The 15343-nt window shown below is 60.0% G+C and carries 15 protein-coding genes, 2 tRNA genes and 4 other RNA genes; 12 read left to right on the plus strand and 9 right to left on the minus strand.

Going from position 1 to position 15343, the window contains the following annotated elements; all coding sequences use genetic code 11:
* Positions 1-20: 20 nt before the first annotated feature.
* The 6 genes from ACJ8IP_RS01335 to ACJ8IP_RS01360 form a co-directional block, all read right to left on the minus strand.
* A non-coding RNA gene (locus ACJ8IP_RS01335) (RtT sRNA) lies at positions 21-140 on the minus strand.
* Positions 141-186: 46 nt separating this feature from the next.
* Positions 187-306: non-coding RNA, RtT sRNA (locus ACJ8IP_RS01340), on the minus strand.
* 46 nt (positions 307-352) lie between these two features.
* Positions 353-472, minus strand: a non-coding RNA gene (locus tag ACJ8IP_RS01345) — RtT sRNA.
* A 47-nt stretch (positions 473-519) separates the two neighbouring features.
* A tRNA-Ser gene (locus ACJ8IP_RS01350) sits at positions 520-609 on the minus strand.
* Positions 610-973: 364 nt separating this feature from the next.
* Positions 974-1094, minus strand: a non-coding RNA gene (locus ACJ8IP_RS01355) — RtT sRNA.
* Between the two features lie 44 nt (positions 1095-1138).
* Positions 1139-1228: transfer RNA gene (locus ACJ8IP_RS01360), tRNA-Ser, on the minus strand.
* A gap of 446 nt (positions 1229-1674) precedes the next feature.
* Here ACJ8IP_RS01360 and ACJ8IP_RS01365 point away from each other — a divergent pair.
* The 6 genes from ACJ8IP_RS01365 to ACJ8IP_RS01390 all read left to right on the plus strand — a co-directional run bounded on the left by ACJ8IP_RS01365 (position 1675) and on the right by ACJ8IP_RS01390 (position 8564).
* Complete coding sequence (locus ACJ8IP_RS01365; RefSeq protein WP_047026284.1) at positions 1675-3141, plus strand: peptide MFS transporter; 1467 nt, start codon at positions 1675-1677, stop codon at positions 3139-3141.
* Positions 3142-3268: 127 nt separating this feature from the next.
* Positions 3269-4210 (plus strand): glyoxylate/hydroxypyruvate reductase GhrA, encoded by a 942-nt coding sequence (gene ghrA, locus ACJ8IP_RS01370; RefSeq protein WP_046686868.1) that lies wholly within the window; start codon positions 3269-3271, stop codon positions 4208-4210.
* 90 nt (positions 4211-4300) lie between these two features.
* Complete coding sequence (locus ACJ8IP_RS01375) at positions 4301-5038, plus strand: phosphatase (protein ID WP_033642709.1); 738 nt, start codon at positions 4301-4303, stop codon at positions 5036-5038.
* Between the two features lie 42 nt (positions 5039-5080).
* The gene (locus ACJ8IP_RS01380; RefSeq protein ID WP_033642710.1) at positions 5081-5659 is read left to right on the plus strand and encodes a TorD/DmsD family molecular chaperone; all 579 of its coding nucleotides are present in this window, start codon (positions 5081-5083) and stop codon (positions 5657-5659) included.
* 149 nt (positions 5660-5808) lie between these two features.
* The gene (locus tag ACJ8IP_RS01385; protein WP_033642711.1) at positions 5809-6462 is read left to right on the plus strand and encodes a tellurite resistance TerB family protein; all 654 of its coding nucleotides are present in this window, start codon (positions 5809-5811) and stop codon (positions 6460-6462) included.
* Positions 6463-6530: 68 nt separating this feature from the next.
* Positions 6531-8564, plus strand: coding sequence for a S9 family peptidase (locus tag ACJ8IP_RS01390; protein WP_273974365.1), 2034 nt, complete (start codon positions 6531-6533; stop codon positions 8562-8564).
* A gap of 35 nt (positions 8565-8599) precedes the next feature.
* Here the strand turns inward: ACJ8IP_RS01390 and exoX are convergent, their stop codons facing one another.
* Together exoX and ACJ8IP_RS01400 are read right to left on the minus strand one after the other, a co-directional pair.
* Entirely contained in the window at positions 8600-9268 is a 669-nt protein-coding gene (gene exoX / locus ACJ8IP_RS01395; protein WP_033644251.1) for an exodeoxyribonuclease X, read from the minus strand.
* A 26-nt stretch (positions 9269-9294) separates the two neighbouring features.
* Positions 9295-10041, minus strand: a complete 747-nt coding sequence (locus tag ACJ8IP_RS01400) for a carbon-nitrogen hydrolase family protein (protein ID WP_273974364.1) — start codon at positions 10039-10041, stop codon at positions 9295-9297.
* A 369-nt stretch (positions 10042-10410) separates the two neighbouring features.
* On the opposite strand from ACJ8IP_RS01400, the gene dksA reads away from it, so the two are divergent.
* Both dksA and pip read left to right on the plus strand, forming a co-directional pair.
* Entirely contained in the window at positions 10411-10836 is a 426-nt protein-coding gene (dksA, locus tag ACJ8IP_RS01405) for an RNA polymerase-binding protein DksA (RefSeq protein WP_033652008.1), read from the plus strand.
* 177 nt (positions 10837-11013) lie between these two features.
* Positions 11014-11967: a prolyl aminopeptidase gene (gene pip / locus ACJ8IP_RS01410; RefSeq protein ID WP_164106080.1), complete on the plus strand. Its 954-nt coding sequence runs from the start codon at positions 11014-11016 to the stop codon at positions 11965-11967.
* 31 nt (positions 11968-11998) lie between these two features.
* Here pip and ACJ8IP_RS01415 read toward each other — a convergent pair whose 3' ends face one another.
* A complete protein-coding gene (locus tag ACJ8IP_RS01415) occupies positions 11999-12229 on the minus strand; it encodes a DNA polymerase III subunit theta (protein ID WP_033642715.1) in 231 nt (76 codons plus the stop codon).
* 340 nt (positions 12230-12569) lie between these two features.
* On the opposite strand from ACJ8IP_RS01415, the gene ftnA reads away from it, so the two are divergent.
* The 4 genes from ftnA (at position 12570) to ACJ8IP_RS01435 (ending at position 15093) form a co-directional block, all read left to right on the plus strand.
* Positions 12570-13088, plus strand: coding sequence for a non-heme ferritin (ftnA, locus tag ACJ8IP_RS01420; protein ID WP_033642716.1), 519 nt, complete (start codon positions 12570-12572; stop codon positions 13086-13088).
* Between the two features lie 293 nt (positions 13089-13381).
* Positions 13382-13798 (plus strand): CopC domain-containing protein YobA, encoded by a 417-nt coding sequence (gene yobA, locus ACJ8IP_RS01425; RefSeq protein ID WP_042706245.1) that lies wholly within the window; start codon positions 13382-13384, stop codon positions 13796-13798.
* 2 nt (positions 13799-13800) lie between these two features.
* The gene (gene copD, locus ACJ8IP_RS01430) at positions 13801-14682 is read left to right on the plus strand and encodes a copper homeostasis membrane protein CopD (protein ID WP_072627805.1); all 882 of its coding nucleotides are present in this window, start codon (positions 13801-13803) and stop codon (positions 14680-14682) included.
* 69 nt (positions 14683-14751) lie between these two features.
* Complete coding sequence (locus ACJ8IP_RS01435) at positions 14752-15093, plus strand: YebY family protein (protein WP_016928154.1); 342 nt, start codon at positions 14752-14754, stop codon at positions 15091-15093.
* Positions 15094-15343 lie beyond the last annotated feature (250 nt).

Genomic DNA, 15343 nt, shown 5'->3' on the forward strand with positions numbered 1-15343 from the left:
TCAGGCTTCTTCGTAGAAGATGGCGGTGGGGGAGGGATAGATTCGCTGCGCTCACCCTGCGGGCCGCCGTTGGCGGTCCAAAACGCAGGCGTTTTGTCGAACCCTGTTGAGGATTCTCACCCTCCCGGCCGGTGCGCGATGCAAACAAAAAAGCCTGAACGCGAGTTCAGGCTTCTTCGTAGAATATGGCGGTGAGGGAGGGATTGATTCGCTACGCTCACCCTGCGGGCCGCCGTTGGCGGTCCAAAACGCGAGCGTTTTGTCGAACCCTGTCGAGGATTCTCACCCTCCCGGTCGGTACGCGATGCAAACAAAAAAGCCTGAACGCGAGTTCAGGCTTCTTCGTAGAATATGGCGGTGAGGGAGGGATAGATTCGCTGCGCTCACCCTGCGGGCCGCCGTTGGCGGTCCAAAACGCGGGCGTTTTGTCGAACCCTGTCGAGGGTTCTCACCCTCCCGGTCGGTGCGCTATGCATACAAAAAAGCCTGAACTTTCGCTCAGGCTTTCTCGTTAGAATATGGCGGTGAGGGAGGGATTCGAACCCTCGATACACTTTCGCGTATACACACTTTCCAGGCGTGCTCCTTCAGCCACTCGGACACCTCACCATATTTTTTTGTTGCGAAATCATCGCTGCAACGGGGCGCTACTATAGGGAGTGGGGCCGATCCGGTCAAGAATAATTTCTGTGTTTTTGCTTGTCCGCTCAAGCCGTGTTCACTTTGTTGAAAACTGCGGCGAACTACACGTCAGAAGTCATGAAAGGGCGAGAAAATCAGAGAGGCGGTTCGAGGAGAACCGAGAAAAAGGGGAACCTCGGCAGCGTAAGGCGGGAGGCGTTCGCGGCGGGCCGCCGTTGGCGGTCCAAAACGCGGGCGTTTTGTCGAACCCTGTCGGGGCTTCTCACCCCTCTCGGCGGTGCACCATGCAAAAAAAAAGCCTGGACGCGAATCCAGGCTTTCTCTTTGAATTTGGCGGTGAGAGAGGGGTTGATTCGCTGCGCTCACCCTACGGGCCGCCGTTGGCGGTCCAAAACGCGGGCGTTTTGTCGAACCCTGTCGAGGCTTCTCACCCCTCTCGGCGGTGCACCATGCAAAAAAAAAGCCTGGACGCGAATCCAGGCTTTCTCTTTGAATTTGGCGGTGAGAGAGGGGTTCGAACCCTCGATACACTTTCGCGTATACACACTTTCCAGGCGTGCTCCTTCAGCCACTCAGACACCTCACCGTTTTGTTGCCGATAACGCCTTGCGCTGTCGACGGGCGCTAATGTAGGAGAATCTGATCTCAGCGTCAACCCTCTTATTTCATTCTCATGACTGTTTAGCCAAACTTGCAGCAATTTGCTGATTTACCGAACGATATCCTGACTCTCGGCCGCCGGCGGACAGGGCGGCAGCGAGCAAAATGCGTGAAAGCCGATTGTTTGACTTTTTTCTGTACAGATAGCTCAATATCTCGCCATTGAGGTTGGGTTGTTTGCTGTTATATGCATTAATACTGGATTATTAGTCAGATGTGTCGCTAAATGGAATCATGTCGGCGCGGCGTTTTTGGCAAGGAACATCACGTCGCCGCGCAGATTGCCGGTTGACAGGCCGGCGATACCGCAGACAGGGACAGACTCATTACATAATAATGCAGTAGAGGTTCGTTTTGACTCCTTCAGATGCCATGCCGGCGCCGCAAGCGCGCCATGCCATTCCCCCCGGCGCGGGGGCGCTGTTCTTCATCCAGATCTTCGCCACGCTGGGTTTCGCCGTGCTCTATTCCACGCTGGTGCTGTACGCCACCAAGCGATTGGGTTTCAACGAAAGCAGCGCCAATGCCATGATGGGCGTGTTCGGCGCCTTCAACTATGGCCTGCACATGTTCGGCGGCTATCTCGGCGGCCGTTTCCTCAGCAACCGCAACCTGTTCGTGCTCGGTATGGTGCTGCAGGTGTTCGGCTGCGCGCTGATTGCCGTCGCGGGCGTGTGGGGGTTGTACTGGGGGCTGGCGATGTTCCTGACCGGCAGCGGTCTCAACGTGACCTGCATCAATATGATGCTCACCCAGCGTTTCAAACCGGACGATGATCGGCGCGAATCGGCGTTCCTGTGGAATTACGCCGGCATGAACCTCGGGTTCTTCGTTGGCTTTACCGTGGCCGGGTATTTCCAACTGACGGAAAATTATCGCGCGCTGTTCCTGTTCGCCACGCTGGGCAACGCGGCGGCGATCATCGTCGCCGTCTGTCGCTGGCGCATTCTGGCCGATCTCAATACGCCGCTCCACGACGCCAGCCGCAGCCAATACCGCTGGCGCATGCTGGTCGGGTTGGCGGTGCTGGTGGCGCTGGTGCCGATTATCCGCGTGATGCTGACCCATGCCGAGTTCAGTGGCCATTTCGTGATCGTGCTCGGCGCGCTGATCTTCCTGATGCTGTGCCTCGTGACGCTGCGCCACCATCCGCGCGATGAGCGCCGCAGAATGGCGGCCTATCTGATCCTGGCGCTGGGGTCGCTGGTGTTCTGGGCGCTGTATCAGCTGGCGCCGATGGGGCTGATGCTATTCTCCGAGCACAACATCAATCTGAACGTTTACGGCATTCAGGTGGCGCCGCAGTGGATCCAGAACATCAACACGCTGGTGATCGTGGTGGGCGGCCCGCTGCTGGCCTGGTGGTTCAACCGCCTGCGCGCTCGCGGCTGCAACATCGACATTCCGCTGCAGTTCTCCGGATCGCTGTTTTGCATCGGGCTCGGCATGCTGGTATTGCCGCTGGGCATCAGCATGGCGGGCGGCGACGGGCTGGTGGCGTTTAAATGGATCGTCATCAGCTATGTGCTGCAAAGCGTCGGTGAATTGATGATCTCGCCGATCGGTTACGCGATGATCGGCAAGCTGGCGCCGCCGCGCTATCAGGGCGTGATGATGGGCTGCTGGATGATGGTGACCGGCGTCGCTTCGGTGTTGGCGGGCTACGTATCCGGCCTGATGCCGGAAAACAGCGGCAGTACGCCGCTGCAAACCAATCCCGGCTACAGCGAAATCTTCAGCGCGCTGGGCTGGGGGGCGACGGGCGTCGGCGTGGCGATGCTGATTTTAATTCCGCTGTTGCGGCGTCTTATCCGGCGCGACGGCGCGTCTGCCGCCTGATTTTGCGCACATGCACAACAGCCCCACTGGTCGGGGCTGTTTTTATTTTGGGCTTTAACGCTTGCATCCGGCGATGAATCGCGGAAGGCTGAAGGAAAACCAATAAAAACAAACGGGAGCCCGCAGTATGAACATCATCTATTACCATCCCTTATTTAACGCCCAGGAATGGCTGACCGGCATCAAGCAACGCCTGCCGCAGGCAGAGATCCGCGAATGGCAGCGCGGCGACGAGCGGCCGGCGGATTACGCGCTGGTATGGCGCCCGCCGCACGAGATGTTAGCCAACCGCCGCGATCTGAAAGCGGTGTTCGCCCTCGGCGCCGGCGTCGACGCCATTCTCGATCAGGAGCGCAAACACCCCGGCACGCTGCCCGCCGGCGTGCCGCTGCTGCGGCTGGAGGATACCGGCATGGCGCAGCAGATGCAGGAATATGCGCTGAGCTATGTGCTGCGCTATTTCCGCCGTTTCGACGAGTATCAGGCGTTGCAGCAGCGGCAGGAATGGCAGCCGCTCGATCCGCACTCGCTGGATGATTTCACCATCGGCATCCTAGGCGCCGGCGTGCTGGGGCAGAGCGTGGCGCGTAAGCTGACCGAGTTTGGCTTTAGCGTGCGCTGCTGGAGCCGCAGCGCCAAACAGATTGACGGCGTGCAAAGCTTCGCCGGGGAGGCTCAGCGCGCGGCCTTCCTCGACGGCGTCAAACTGCTGATCAACCTGCTGCCCAATACGCCGGAGACCGTTGGCATCCTCAACCGCGAGCTGTTCGCACAGTTGAGCGCGGGCGCCTACCTCATCAACATCGCGCGCGGCGCGCACCTGGTGGAAGCCGATCTGCTGGCGGCGTTGGAACAGGGGCAACTGGCCGCCGCCACGCTGGACGTGTTCGCCCGCGAGCCGCTGCCGCAGGATCACCCGTTCTGGCGTCATCCGCGTGTCACCATTACCCCGCATATTGCTGCCATCACGTTGCCGCAGCAGGCGATGGATCAGATCGCCGCCAACATTCGCGCGCTGGAGGCGGGGCATACCCCTGCCGGCGTGGTCGACAGGCAACGGGGGTACTGATCCTTCAGCCGCCGTTCGGTAACTGATAAGCTGACACCGTCATCGCGCCCGCCCGCACCGCTGCGGGCAGGCCCTCTGGAAGGAGAAACAATGTATCCCGTTGATTTGCATATGCACACCGTCGCCAGCACGCACGCTTACAGCACGCTGCACGATTACATCGCCGAAGCCCGGCAGAAGGGCATCCAGCTGTTCGCCATCACCGATCACGGCCCGGACATGGCCGATGCGCCGCACTACTGGCACTTTATGAACATGCACGTTTGGCCGCGCCGGGTGAACGGCGTGGGCATTTTGCGCGGTATCGAAGCCAACATCAAAAACCTGCAGGGCGACATCGACTGCACCGGCCCGATGCTGACGGCCACCGACGTGATCATCGCCGGTTTCCATGAGCCGGTGTTTGCGCCGCAGGATAAAGCGTCCAATACTGAAGCGATGATCGCCGCGATGGCGCAGGGGGACGTGCATATCATCAGCCACCCCGGCAACCCGCGTTATCCGATCGACATTCCCGCCGTCGCGGCGGCGGCGGCCAAATACGAGGTGGCGCTCGAGCTGAATAACTCGTCGTTCACCCACTCCCGCAAGGGCAGCGAGGCCAACTGTCGGGCGATCGCCGCCGCGGTGCGCGACGCCGGCGGCTGGCTGGCGCTGGGTTCGGATTCGCACGTCGCCTTTTCGCTGGGTAACTTTGAGCACTGCGAGCGCATTATCGAAGAGGTGGGCTTCCCGCAGGAGCGCATTCTCAACGTCAGCCCGCGCCGGCTGCTGGATTTTCTCGAGCGGCGCGGCAAGCCGGCGATTGCGGAATTGGCCGATTTGTGACATCGTCCCGGCAAAATTTTCCGTATTGAATAAGGCTTTATCATGAATGAGTTTTCGATTGTCTGCCGCGTGCTGGGTACGCTGTTCTACCGCCAGCCGCAGGATCCGCTGTTGGTGCCGCTGTTCGCGCTGATTAAAGAGGGCAAGCTGCAGCAGCACTGGCCGCTGGAGCAGGATGACCTGCTCAAGCGCCTGCAGCAGGGCGGCGACGTCAACCAACTGGCGACCGACTTCAATGCGATGTTCGTCGGCAGCGAATGCAGCGTGCCGCCGTTCCGCTCCGACTATGTCGAAGGCGCAAGCGAGGCTGAAGTGCGCGCCTTCCTGCAGCAGCGCGGCATGCCGCTGGCTGAGGCGCCGGCCGACCATTTCGGCCAGCTGCTGCTGGCGGCGTCCTGGCTGGAAGATCAGTCGCAGGAAGATGAAGCGCAGGCGCAGATCGCGCTGTTCGACGAGTTCCTGCTGCCGTGGTGCGGCCGCTTCCTCGGCAAAGTGGAAGCGCACGCCACCACCGGTTTCTACCGCACGCTGGCGCTGATGACCCGCGACGCCCTCCAGGCGATGCGCGACGAGCTGGCCGAGTACGAGCAGGACGATGAAGCGGGCGACGAAGACGCGTAACGCCGCAGCCATCCAGGCGGGCCACCCGGCCCGCTAAACACAGGTTTGCATCCCCCAGACGTAAATTGACAAAAGATCCCCTAATCTGGCGGTTTACCGTCGGTTCGGCCGCGCCTGCGCGCCGCGTTTTCTCACGCAAGGGGTAGATGATGAAAAGTAACTGGATGCAGCAGATTCAAACGTTGATCGGGCAGAAGGCCGGCGCGATGGGCGGGGCAGAAGGCATCGGCAAACTGCTGGCGCCCACGGCGCTGGGCGGCCTGGTCGGCGTGCTGTTGGCCAACAAATCTTCGCGCAAGCTGGTGGGTAAGTTCGGCAAGAATGCGCTGATTATCGGCGGCAGCGCGGCGGTGGGCGCGGTGCTATGGAACAAGTACAAGCAGCGGGTGAAAGAGACCCATCAGGACGAACCGCAGTTCGGTTTGCAAACCACGCCGGTGGATCTGCGCGCCAAGCGTTTAGTGCAGGCGCTGGTGTTCGCCGCCAAAAGCGACGGCCATATCGATGCCGACGAGCAGCGCGCCATCGATCACAGCCTGGCGCAGCTGCAGGTGGGGGAAGAGGCGCAGGGCTGGGTGCAGGAAGCGCTCGACCAGCCGCTCAACCCGGCGTTAATCGCCCGCAGCGTGCAAAACGAAGACGAGGCGCTGGAGGTTTATTACCTGAGTTGCCTGGTAATCGACGTCGATCACTTTATGGAGCGCGGCTATCTTGATGCGCTGGCGCAGGCGCTGAAGATCCCGGCGGACGTCAAACAGGGCATCGAGAGCGACGTCAACGAGAAAAAGCGCGAGCTGGCATAGCGCCGCTTGGCAAGCCGGGGGGAATCGTGTCACTCTTGCCGCAATCTATGTAAGCGGATGATTTAGCAATGATGACCCCACCGAAAGCGGAAAAACGGCCTTATCCCATCACTATCCACGGCGATACGCGCGTGGATGACTACTACTGGCTGCGCGACGATGAGCGCGCAGATCGTCAGGTGCTGGACTACCTGCAGGCGGAGAATGCCTACACCGATGCGATGTTGAAGCCGCAGCAGGCGCTGCGCGAAGCCCTGTACGAAGAGATGGTGGCGCGCATCCCGCAGCAGGAACATTCGGTGCCTTACGTGCGCCACGGCTATCGCTATCAGACGCGCTACGAGCCGGGCAACGAATACGCGATTTATGTGCGCCAGCCGCAGGCCGAGAGCGAGCAGTGGGATGTGCTTATCGACGGCAACCAACGCGCCGAGAACCACGAGTTTTACACCCTGGGCGGGCTGGACGTCAGCCCCGACAATCAGCGTCTGGGGGTGGCGGAGGATTTCCTGTCGCGCCGCCAGTATGACATTCGTTTCAAGAACCTGGCCGACGGCAGCTGGGCCGACGAAGTGCTGGAAAACACCTCCGGCAGCTTCGAGTGGGCCAACGATTCCACGACGGTGTACTACGTGCGCAAGCACGCCAAGACGCTGTTGCCGTATCAGGTTTATCGCCACGTAGTCGGCAGCGATCCGCAGCAGGACGAGCTGATTTACGAAGAGCAGGACGATACCTTCTACGTCGGGCTGGAGAAGACCACCTCCGAGCGCTTTATTCTGATCCACCTGAGCAGCACCACCACCTCGGAGATCCTGCTGCTGGACGCCGATCGGGCGGATGCCAAGCCGCAGCTGTTCGTGCCGCGCCGCAAGGATCACGAGTACGCCATCGATCACTATCACCAGCATTTCTATATCCGCTCCAACAAGGACGGCAAGAACTTCGGCCTGTACCAAAGCGAGCAGGCGGACGAAGCGCAGTGGCAGACGCTGATCGCCCCGCGCGCCGACGTGATGCTGGAGGGCTTCAGCCTGTTCCGCGATTGGCTGGTGGTGGAAGAGCGCAATGCTGGCCTGACGCTGCTGCGCCAGATCCACTGGCAAAGCGGCGAAGAGAAGCGCATCGCCTTCGACGATCCGACCTACACCACCTGGCTGGCGTATAACCCGGATCCGGAAACCGCGCTGCTGCGCTACGGCTATTCGTCGATGACCACCCCGACCACGCTGTACGAGCTGAACATGGACAGCGGCGAGCGGACGATGCTCAAACAGCAGGAAGTGAAGAATTTCACGCCGGACAACTACCGCAGCGAGCGGGTGTGGGTGAAGGCGCGCGACGGCGTCGAGGTGCCGGTTTCGCTGGTGTATCGCCAGGACAGCTTCCAGCGCGGCGCCAACCCGCTGATGGTGTATGGCTACGGCTCTTACGGCAGCAGCATGGATCCGGCGTTCAGCGCCAGCCGCCTGAGCCTGCTGGATCGCGGTTTCGTGTTCGCGCTGGCGCACATTCGCGGCGGCGGCGAGCTGGGGCAGCTGTGGTATGAAGACGGCAAGTTGTTCAACAAGCAGAACACCTTCAACGACTTTATCGACGTGACCGAAACGCTGGTCGCCCAGGGGTACGGTGATGGCAAGCGAGTGTTCGCGATGGGCGGCAGCGCGGGCGGCCTGCTGATGGGCGCGGTGATCAACCAGGCGCCGCAGCTGTTCCACGGCGTGGTGGCGCAGGTGCCGTTCGTCGACGTGGTGACCACCATGCTGGATGAGTCCATTCCGCTGACCACCGGCGAATACGACGAGTGGGGCAACCCGAACGAGCAGGCCTATTACGACTACATCAAGCAGTACAGCCCGTACGATCAGGTGAAAGCGCAGGAGTACCCGCATCTGCTGGTGACCACCGGCCTGCACGATTCGCAGGTGCAGTATTGGGAGCCGGCCAAGTGGGTGGCCAAGCTGCGCGAGCTGAAAACCGACGATCGGCAGCTGCTGCTGTATACCGACATGGATGCCGGCCACGGCGGCAAATCCGGCCGCTTCAAGGCCTATGAGGATATTGCGCTGGAGTACGCCTTCATTCTGGCGCTGGCGGAATAACGGCGTGCGGCGGGCGGCCTGCGCCGCCCGCTGTGTTAGCCAATCAGATAGTATTTCAGCGTGTGTTTCATGTCCGGGCTCAGATCGTCGATGGATTTCAGCATCCAGCGCAGATAGCCAGGATCTTCCTGGGCGATGCGGTCGATCTCCTGCCCGCGATACTTGCCGAACTTGAACTTCTTCAGCAGCACCGGCTGTTCGGTGATCTGCACCATTTGCTCCGGCGTCCAGCCCGAATCCTTGATGATGCGTTGCAGCAGCGCGGCGGTGACGTAGCAGTCATACAGCGCGCGGTGCGGGTACAGCGTGGCGTCTGCCGGCAGCTGCACGTCCAGATTCAGCGCGTAGCGCAGATACTGGTTGCCGTACTTGATGTCCGGATACAGCGTGCGCGCCAGCTTGAGGGTGCAGATCCAGGCGCCGTTCATCTCCGGCAACACCCCGCGATCAAAGGCGGCGTTGTGCGCCACATAGTAGGGGCTGCCCTGATAGCGGCCGATCGCCACCGCAATGCGCGGTTTGCCTTCCACCATCTGTTCGGTGATGTGATGAATCGCCATCGCGTCGAGGCTGATGGGGCGGTCCGGGCTGATCAGGTCGCTCATCGGGTTGGTCAATTGGCCGTCGAGCAGATCGAGGGAGGCCACTTCCACCACGCCGCCGTCCAGCCCGCAGGTCTCGGTATCTATTACGCGTAACGTCATGCTTTCCTCCGCGTTGCCGTCAGGTTTCAGCTTAACCGGCACAGGCGGCCGTGCCAACCGTCGCGGGTCTTGTCGGCGATGATAAGACCAGGGGCGTCATCCGGCGCGGCAACCAAAAGCGCTCCCGTTTCATCCCAGATGGCGCTGCGGCCTGCCGGGATCCAGCCTCCGGTCGGCGCCGCATGGTTGGCCATCAGCGTGACCATGCCATAACGACGGGCATAGCCTGCCAGCGCGTCGCTGTCTTTCGCGTAACCGGCTTCAGATACCAGCACGCCGGCGGCATAAATCTGCGCACCCGCCAGCGCGGCGGCGCTTGCGTGGCCGGGTTGCGAGGTGTCGGCGCAGATAGCCAGCGCGATGCGTTGCCGATGTATTTCCAGCAGCGTGCCGCCATTACCGGGCAAGAACCGTTGCTGTTCCGCGCCGTGCAGATGCTGTTTGGTATAGGCGGCCACCGTGCCGTTGGGGTGAAAGATCAAGGCGGCGATATGCAGCGCCTGGCCACTGTGCAAAGGCGCGCCGACGATGATCGTCATCTGCCGCGATTGCGCCGCTGCACTGAGCGGTTGCAGGCGGGGATCGCCCAGCGTCAGCGCCAGTTCGGCAGCATTGGCCAACTCATAGCCGCTTAGCGACAGTTCGGGAAACACCAGCAGTTGCACCTGCTGTTGGGCTGCCTGCGCGACAAATTCAAGGTGACGTTCAAGGTTGCAGGCGATATCGGCCGCAGCGGCGGGGTATTGGGCGGCGGCGAGGGTAAAGCAGGACATTGGCCATCTCTCCTGTGAGGCAATAAAAAACCCGCCTTGGCGGGTTTAATGACGGATGGAAGGACGCTTACTCACCAGACGGATGCGCTTTTTTGGCGCGTTTCTCCGCACGTTTCTCGGCTGGGGTTTTCAACGGCTTCTTCTTCGCATTTTTTTTGCTATCCATTCCCTTACTCATGATGGCCTCTCGTTACCTATGATTGGGTGGCTTGCTCAGCCATTAACCGCCTAAAGCCGACAGGATGCAAGCGACAAAGTGCAAGTAGTATGTAACCGGCTGTTTGCACGTGAAATTTTGTTTTTGGATGACCGGGTGCTTAAAATAATTATTATGTTATAATATTACACTTTTAGGGTTCGGAGAACGCAATGACAGTGATGACATTACCGGATGCGCAGCAACTGCTGGCCATGCCGGATTCTGATTACATGAACTCGGTTCAACGGGCTTTTTTCCGCCAGCTGCTGCAGGATGAGCGGCAAAAACTGCTGTTGCACATCGATGAGCTGAAGAAGGCGATCGACAGCGGCGAAGCGACGGGCGATGAAGCCGACAAGGCGGCGCGCGAAGAAGAACTGCGCCTGTTGTTCCGCCAGTTGGATCGCGAAAGCCGCCTGCTGCCGAAAATCGATGCGGCGCTGGCGCGGTTGCAGAACGGCGAATACGGCTACTGCCGGGAAACCGGCGAACCCATCGGCTTGGCACGCCTGATGTTGCGCCCGACGGCGGAGCTGAGCATCGAGGCGAAAACGGCACAGGAGATGCGCGAGCCGCATATGCGTAAAGGCGTGTAGGCGTAACAAGGCGTGAACTGATCGGGCCTGTGGGCATTTTGCAGGCGGGTCGTTGCGATTTTGAGCAAACGCGCGCCGAGTTCCCGGCGCGCGTTCGAGTTTTCAGGTTTTACCGTTGACCTGCCGGGCGGCTTCCGCTTTGATGAAAGCATGACTCACAGAGAGACGGAAAGCGCCATGGAACAATTACGAGGTTTGTACCCGCCGTTAGCGGCATACGACAGCGGTTGGCTGGACACTGGGGATGGCCACCGGATCTACTGGGAGCTGAGCGGCAACCCGAACGGTAAACCGGCGGTCTTCATTCATGGCGGGCCGGGCGGCGGCATCTCTGCGCATCATCGCCAGCTGTTCGATCCCGAGTGCTACAAGGTGCTGCTGTTCGATCAGCGCGGCTGTGGCCGCTCCCGTCCGCACGCCAGTCTGGACAACAACACCACCTGGCATTTGGTGGCCGATATCGAGCGGCTGCGCGAAATGGCCGGCGTCGAGCAGTGGCTGGTGTTCGGCGGCTCCTGGGGATCTACGTTGGCGCTCGCCTATGCGCAGACCCACCCGGCGCGCGTCAGTGAAATGGTGCTGCGCGGTATCTTTACCCTGCGCAAGCAGGAGCTGCATTGGTATTACCAGGACGGCGCTTCGCGCTTCTTCCCGGACAAGTGGGAGCGCGTGCTGTCCATTCTGTCGGATGACGAGCGCAAAGACGTGATTGCCGCCTATCGGCAGCGGCTGACTTCAGCCGATCCGCAGGTGCAGCTCGAAGCGGCCAAACTGTGGAGCGTGTGGGAAGGGGAAACGGTGACGCTGTTGCCAAGCCGTGAATCCGCTTCGTTCGGCGAGGATGATTTCGCGCTGGCGTTCGCCCGCATTGAAAACCACTACTTTACGCATTTGGGGTTCCTGGAGAGCGATGACCAACTGCTGCGCAACGTGCCGCTGATCCGCCATATCCCGGCGGTAATCGTCCACGGCCGCTATGACATGGCCTGCCAGGTGCAGAACGCCTGGGATCTGGCCAAGGCCTGGCCGGAGGCGGAGCTGCATATCGTGGAAGGGGCGGGGCATTCGTTTGATGAACCGGGCATTTTGCACCAGCTGATGATCGCCACCGACCGATTCGCCGGCAAGTGACACGAAAAACCCGCCGTAACGGCGGGTTTTGTTATTTGGCCTTCGGTTCGTAAGGCAGACGCGAAAACTTGTGGGATTCCGCGCGGTAGTGCGCCACGCGCTCGCGAAAATAGTCGCGCAGCGGCTCCGGCTGCTCGCGCTCCACCACTTCCGGGATCACCGGCATGTTGTAACGCTCTTTGTACGCCACGCCTGAGGCGGCGAGATCCACATTCACCCTGTCCATTTCTTCTTTGGACAACTCGGCCAGATTGTAACCCACCTTATGCTCCTTACTTTGCCGCATTGAATCTGCGCAGAAGGTAATCCACCCGGCGGCGCTTGGCAAGCCCGTTGCGCCGCGGCGGCGGGCGATATTTATCCAAGAGTAATGCAATCTATTTATTCTTTTAAATAAGAATGATTCGCTTTATGATTAAAATAAAATATCTAAATAATTCTCATGTTAATTACCAATAACTCCATGATATTTTAACTTATTGATATAATTTGTTTTTGTAATTGATTTGGTTTGAATGTAAATAAGGTGTTTTTATTTTTACGGCGACAGGGCATAATGCGCGGAAATTAAATTCATGACCTGCAAAATAAAAGGAATGATTATGCTGACGCAAGAAATGACTCAAAAGCTGAATGAGCAACTGAATCTGGAGTTCTACTCCGCCAACCTGTATCTGCAGATGAGCGCATGGTGCAGCGACAAAGGCTTTGAAGGCGCCGCCGCATTTCTTAAAGAGCACTCTCAGGAAGAGATGCAGCATATGCAACGTCTGTTCGACTACCTGAGCGACACCGGCTCTCTGCCGCTGCTGGGCACCATCGCGGCCCCGCCGGTGGCGTTTGAGTCGCTGGCGGACGTGTTCGAGCAGACCTACGAACACGAGAAGCTGATCACCCGTCAGATCAACGAGCTGGCGCACGCGGCAATGTCCTCGCACGATTACTCCACCTTCAACTTCCTGCAATGGTACGTGGCGGAGCAGCACGAAGAAGAGAAACTGTTCAAATCCGTGCTGGATAAGCTGGCGCTGGTGGGCACCAGCGGCAAAGGCCTGTTCTTCATCGACAAAGACCTGAAGAAAATGGGCGCGATGGGCCAGGGCGGCAACGGCCAGGCCTGATCCCTGACTGAACATTGAAAAACCGCGCGCGGGGCAAACCCGACGCGCGGTTTTTTTTACCCTGCGTTTATCGCGGTTATGCGGCGATACGTGCTGCCGGATCGCAAAATGCCAGTGATGCGCTCGACTTGCTGAGGCGTGCTCGTTATGATTTACCGCGATACGCTACAGGGATGGTAGAGTCAAAACAGCGGGTTAGCCGATACAACCCGTTTTTCTGTTTACCCGTGGCGCAATCATTTGCGGTGGGTTGGGGCCGCTGATACATCGCCTTGGCTGTGGCCTTAACCCTTATGACCCTCTTTATATTGTTAAGGGATACCACTGTGATCGGTAAAATTCGTTCCTCCTGTCGCCTGCTTTCCACCGTTTTCGTCCTGTTCGTTGGCTTGTCTTCACAGCAAGCGTTGGCGCACGCTCACCTGAAAGTGGAAACGCCGAAGGCCGACGCCAGCGTCAGCCCGGCGCCGAAGGCGCTGACTCTCAGCTTCTCCGAAGGCATCGAGCCGAACTTCAGCGGCGTGAAAATCACCGGCCCGGATAACGCCGTGGTGAAAACCGGCAAGCTGCAGCTCGATCCGAACAACAACACCCAGGTCAACGTGCCGATCGAAAGCGAGCTGAGCGCGGGCAAATACAACGTCAGCTGGCATGTGGTGTCGGTCGACGGGCATAAAACCAAAGGCCAGTACAGCTTCACCGTAAACTGATCGTGAGTCTGGCGACTCTGTTCGTTCTGTGTCGCTTGGTGCACTTTGCGGCGGTGATGCTGATGTTTGGCATCAGTCTGTTCACCGCCTTATTGGCACCGCAGCGCCTTTCCCCGATCCTCTCCCGCGATGTGCGTCCGCTGCTGCTTGCCGGCACCTGGATTGCCGGGCTTTCCGCCGTGGCGCTGCTGGCCATTCAGGCCGGGCAGATGGGCGACGGTTGGCAAGACGCCTGGCGGCTGGAGGTTTGGTGGGCGGTGCTCGGCACCACCTTCGGCGAAGTGTGGCGCTGGCATCTGGGCCTGTCGCTGCTAGCGATCCTGAGCCTGCTGCTGCCGAAACGGCCGCGCGCGCAGGCGTTGGCGCTGTGCTCAGCGCTGCTGCTGGTGAGCCTGGCGTTCATCGGCCACGCGGCGATGCACGAAGGCGCGCTGGGCGCGCTGCACCGCGCCAACCATGCGGCGCACCTGCTGGCCGCCGGTTACTGGTTCGGCAGCCTGGCGCCGCTGCTGGTCTGCCTGCGCTACCTACAGCCGCCGCAATGGCGCAGCGACGCCATTACCACGCTGATCCGTTTCTCGCGCTGGGGGCACCTGGCGGTGGCGGCGGTGATTGTTACCGGCATCGTCAACAGCCTGATCATACTCGGCGGTTGGCCGCTTAATCTCAGCTCGCCTTATCAGCGCCTGCTGCTGATCAAAACCGCGCTGGTGGCGCTGATGGTGATGGTGGCGCTGGCCAATCGCTACGCCATCGTGCCGGCGATGAGCCGCGTACCGGCGCTGGCGCAGCGCGGGGTGGTGCTGGCGTGCTGGCTCGAAGTCGGGCTGGGGATGGCGGTGCTGCTGCTGGTCAGTTTATTTGCAACCTATGCGCCGGTTTGACATTTCAGCTTGCCGCAGGCCGGCAAGCTGCGGGAAAATCGACGCGAATAGCAACCTTAAGGCCATCACATGAAATCGGTATTACTCGGCATTACGCTGCTGGCAACCGCGACCGGCGCGCTGGCGGCAGACAAACTGGTTAACATCACCAAACTGGAGTACGGCAAACAGTGGGCGTTCACCAAGGAAGAGGTGACGCTGCAGTGCCGCAGCGGCGGCGCGCTGTTCGTGCTGAATAACAGCACCCTGATGCAATACCCGCTCAACGACGCGGCGGAGCAGCAGGTGAAGAAGGGCCATCAGCGCGCACAGCCGCTGGACGTGATCCTGCTGGACGATCCCGCTGAACCGGGGAAGAAAATGAGCATGGCGCCGTTTATCGAACGCGCCGAGAAGCTGTGTGCTGACTAACCGCTTGTTTGCCAATGCCTTGCCCAGCGCGCGCAGATTGATGCGCATTTGCCGCATAGTTATTTCGTCACGAAACTATCACGCGGCCGCCGGGCGGCTGGCAAAACTGGCGCGGTAGGCTACTCTTAAAGTGCACGGCTGAACAAGCCCTGCATTAAATGCCAACTTTTAGCGCACGGCTCTCTCCCAAGAGCCATTTCCCTAGACCGAATATAGGAATCGTATTCGGTCTTTTTTTGTGTGATTGATT

Origin of the sequence: Serratia sp. CY52157 (genome assembly GCF_052168495.1) — a bacterium.
Classification (GTDB): Bacteria; Pseudomonadota; Gammaproteobacteria; order Enterobacterales; family Enterobacteriaceae; genus Serratia; species Serratia ureilytica.

What these genes read in the sequence shown, in the direction of transcription:
- ftnA (WP_033642716.1), top strand. Translation starts at nt 12,570, where the DNA reads ATGCTGACGCAAGAAATGACTCAAAAGCTGAATGAGCAACTGAATCTG.
- yobA (WP_042706245.1), top strand. Translation starts at nt 13,382, where the DNA reads ATGACCCTCTTTATATTGTTAAGGGATACCACTGTGATCGGTAAAATT.
- ACJ8IP_RS01380 (WP_033642710.1), top strand. Translation starts at nt 5,081, where the DNA reads ATGAATGAGTTTTCGATTGTCTGCCGCGTGCTGGGTACGCTGTTCTAC.
- ACJ8IP_RS01435 (WP_016928154.1), top strand. Translation starts at nt 14,752, where the DNA reads ATGAAATCGGTATTACTCGGCATTACGCTGCTGGCAACCGCGACCGGC.
- ACJ8IP_RS01390 (WP_273974365.1), top strand. Translation starts at nt 6,531, where the DNA reads ATGATGACCCCACCGAAAGCGGAAAAACGGCCTTATCCCATCACTATC.
- ACJ8IP_RS01400 (WP_273974364.1), bottom strand. Translation starts at nt 10,041, where the DNA reads ATGTCCTGCTTTACCCTCGCCGCCGCCCAATACCCCGCCGCTGCGGCC.
- ACJ8IP_RS01365 (WP_047026284.1), top strand. Translation starts at nt 1,675, where the DNA reads ATGCCGGCGCCGCAAGCGCGCCATGCCATTCCCCCCGGCGCGGGGGCG.
- ghrA (WP_046686868.1), top strand. Translation starts at nt 3,269, where the DNA reads ATGAACATCATCTATTACCATCCCTTATTTAACGCCCAGGAATGGCTG.
- exoX (WP_033644251.1), bottom strand. Translation starts at nt 9,268, where the DNA reads ATGACGTTACGCGTAATAGATACCGAGACCTGCGGGCTGGACGGCGGC.
- pip (WP_164106080.1), top strand. Translation starts at nt 11,014, where the DNA reads ATGGAACAATTACGAGGTTTGTACCCGCCGTTAGCGGCATACGACAGC.
- ACJ8IP_RS01375 (WP_033642709.1), top strand. Translation starts at nt 4,301, where the DNA reads ATGTATCCCGTTGATTTGCATATGCACACCGTCGCCAGCACGCACGCT.
- dksA (WP_033652008.1), top strand. Translation starts at nt 10,411, where the DNA reads ATGACAGTGATGACATTACCGGATGCGCAGCAACTGCTGGCCATGCCG.
- ACJ8IP_RS01385 (WP_033642711.1), top strand. Translation starts at nt 5,809, where the DNA reads ATGAAAAGTAACTGGATGCAGCAGATTCAAACGTTGATCGGGCAGAAG.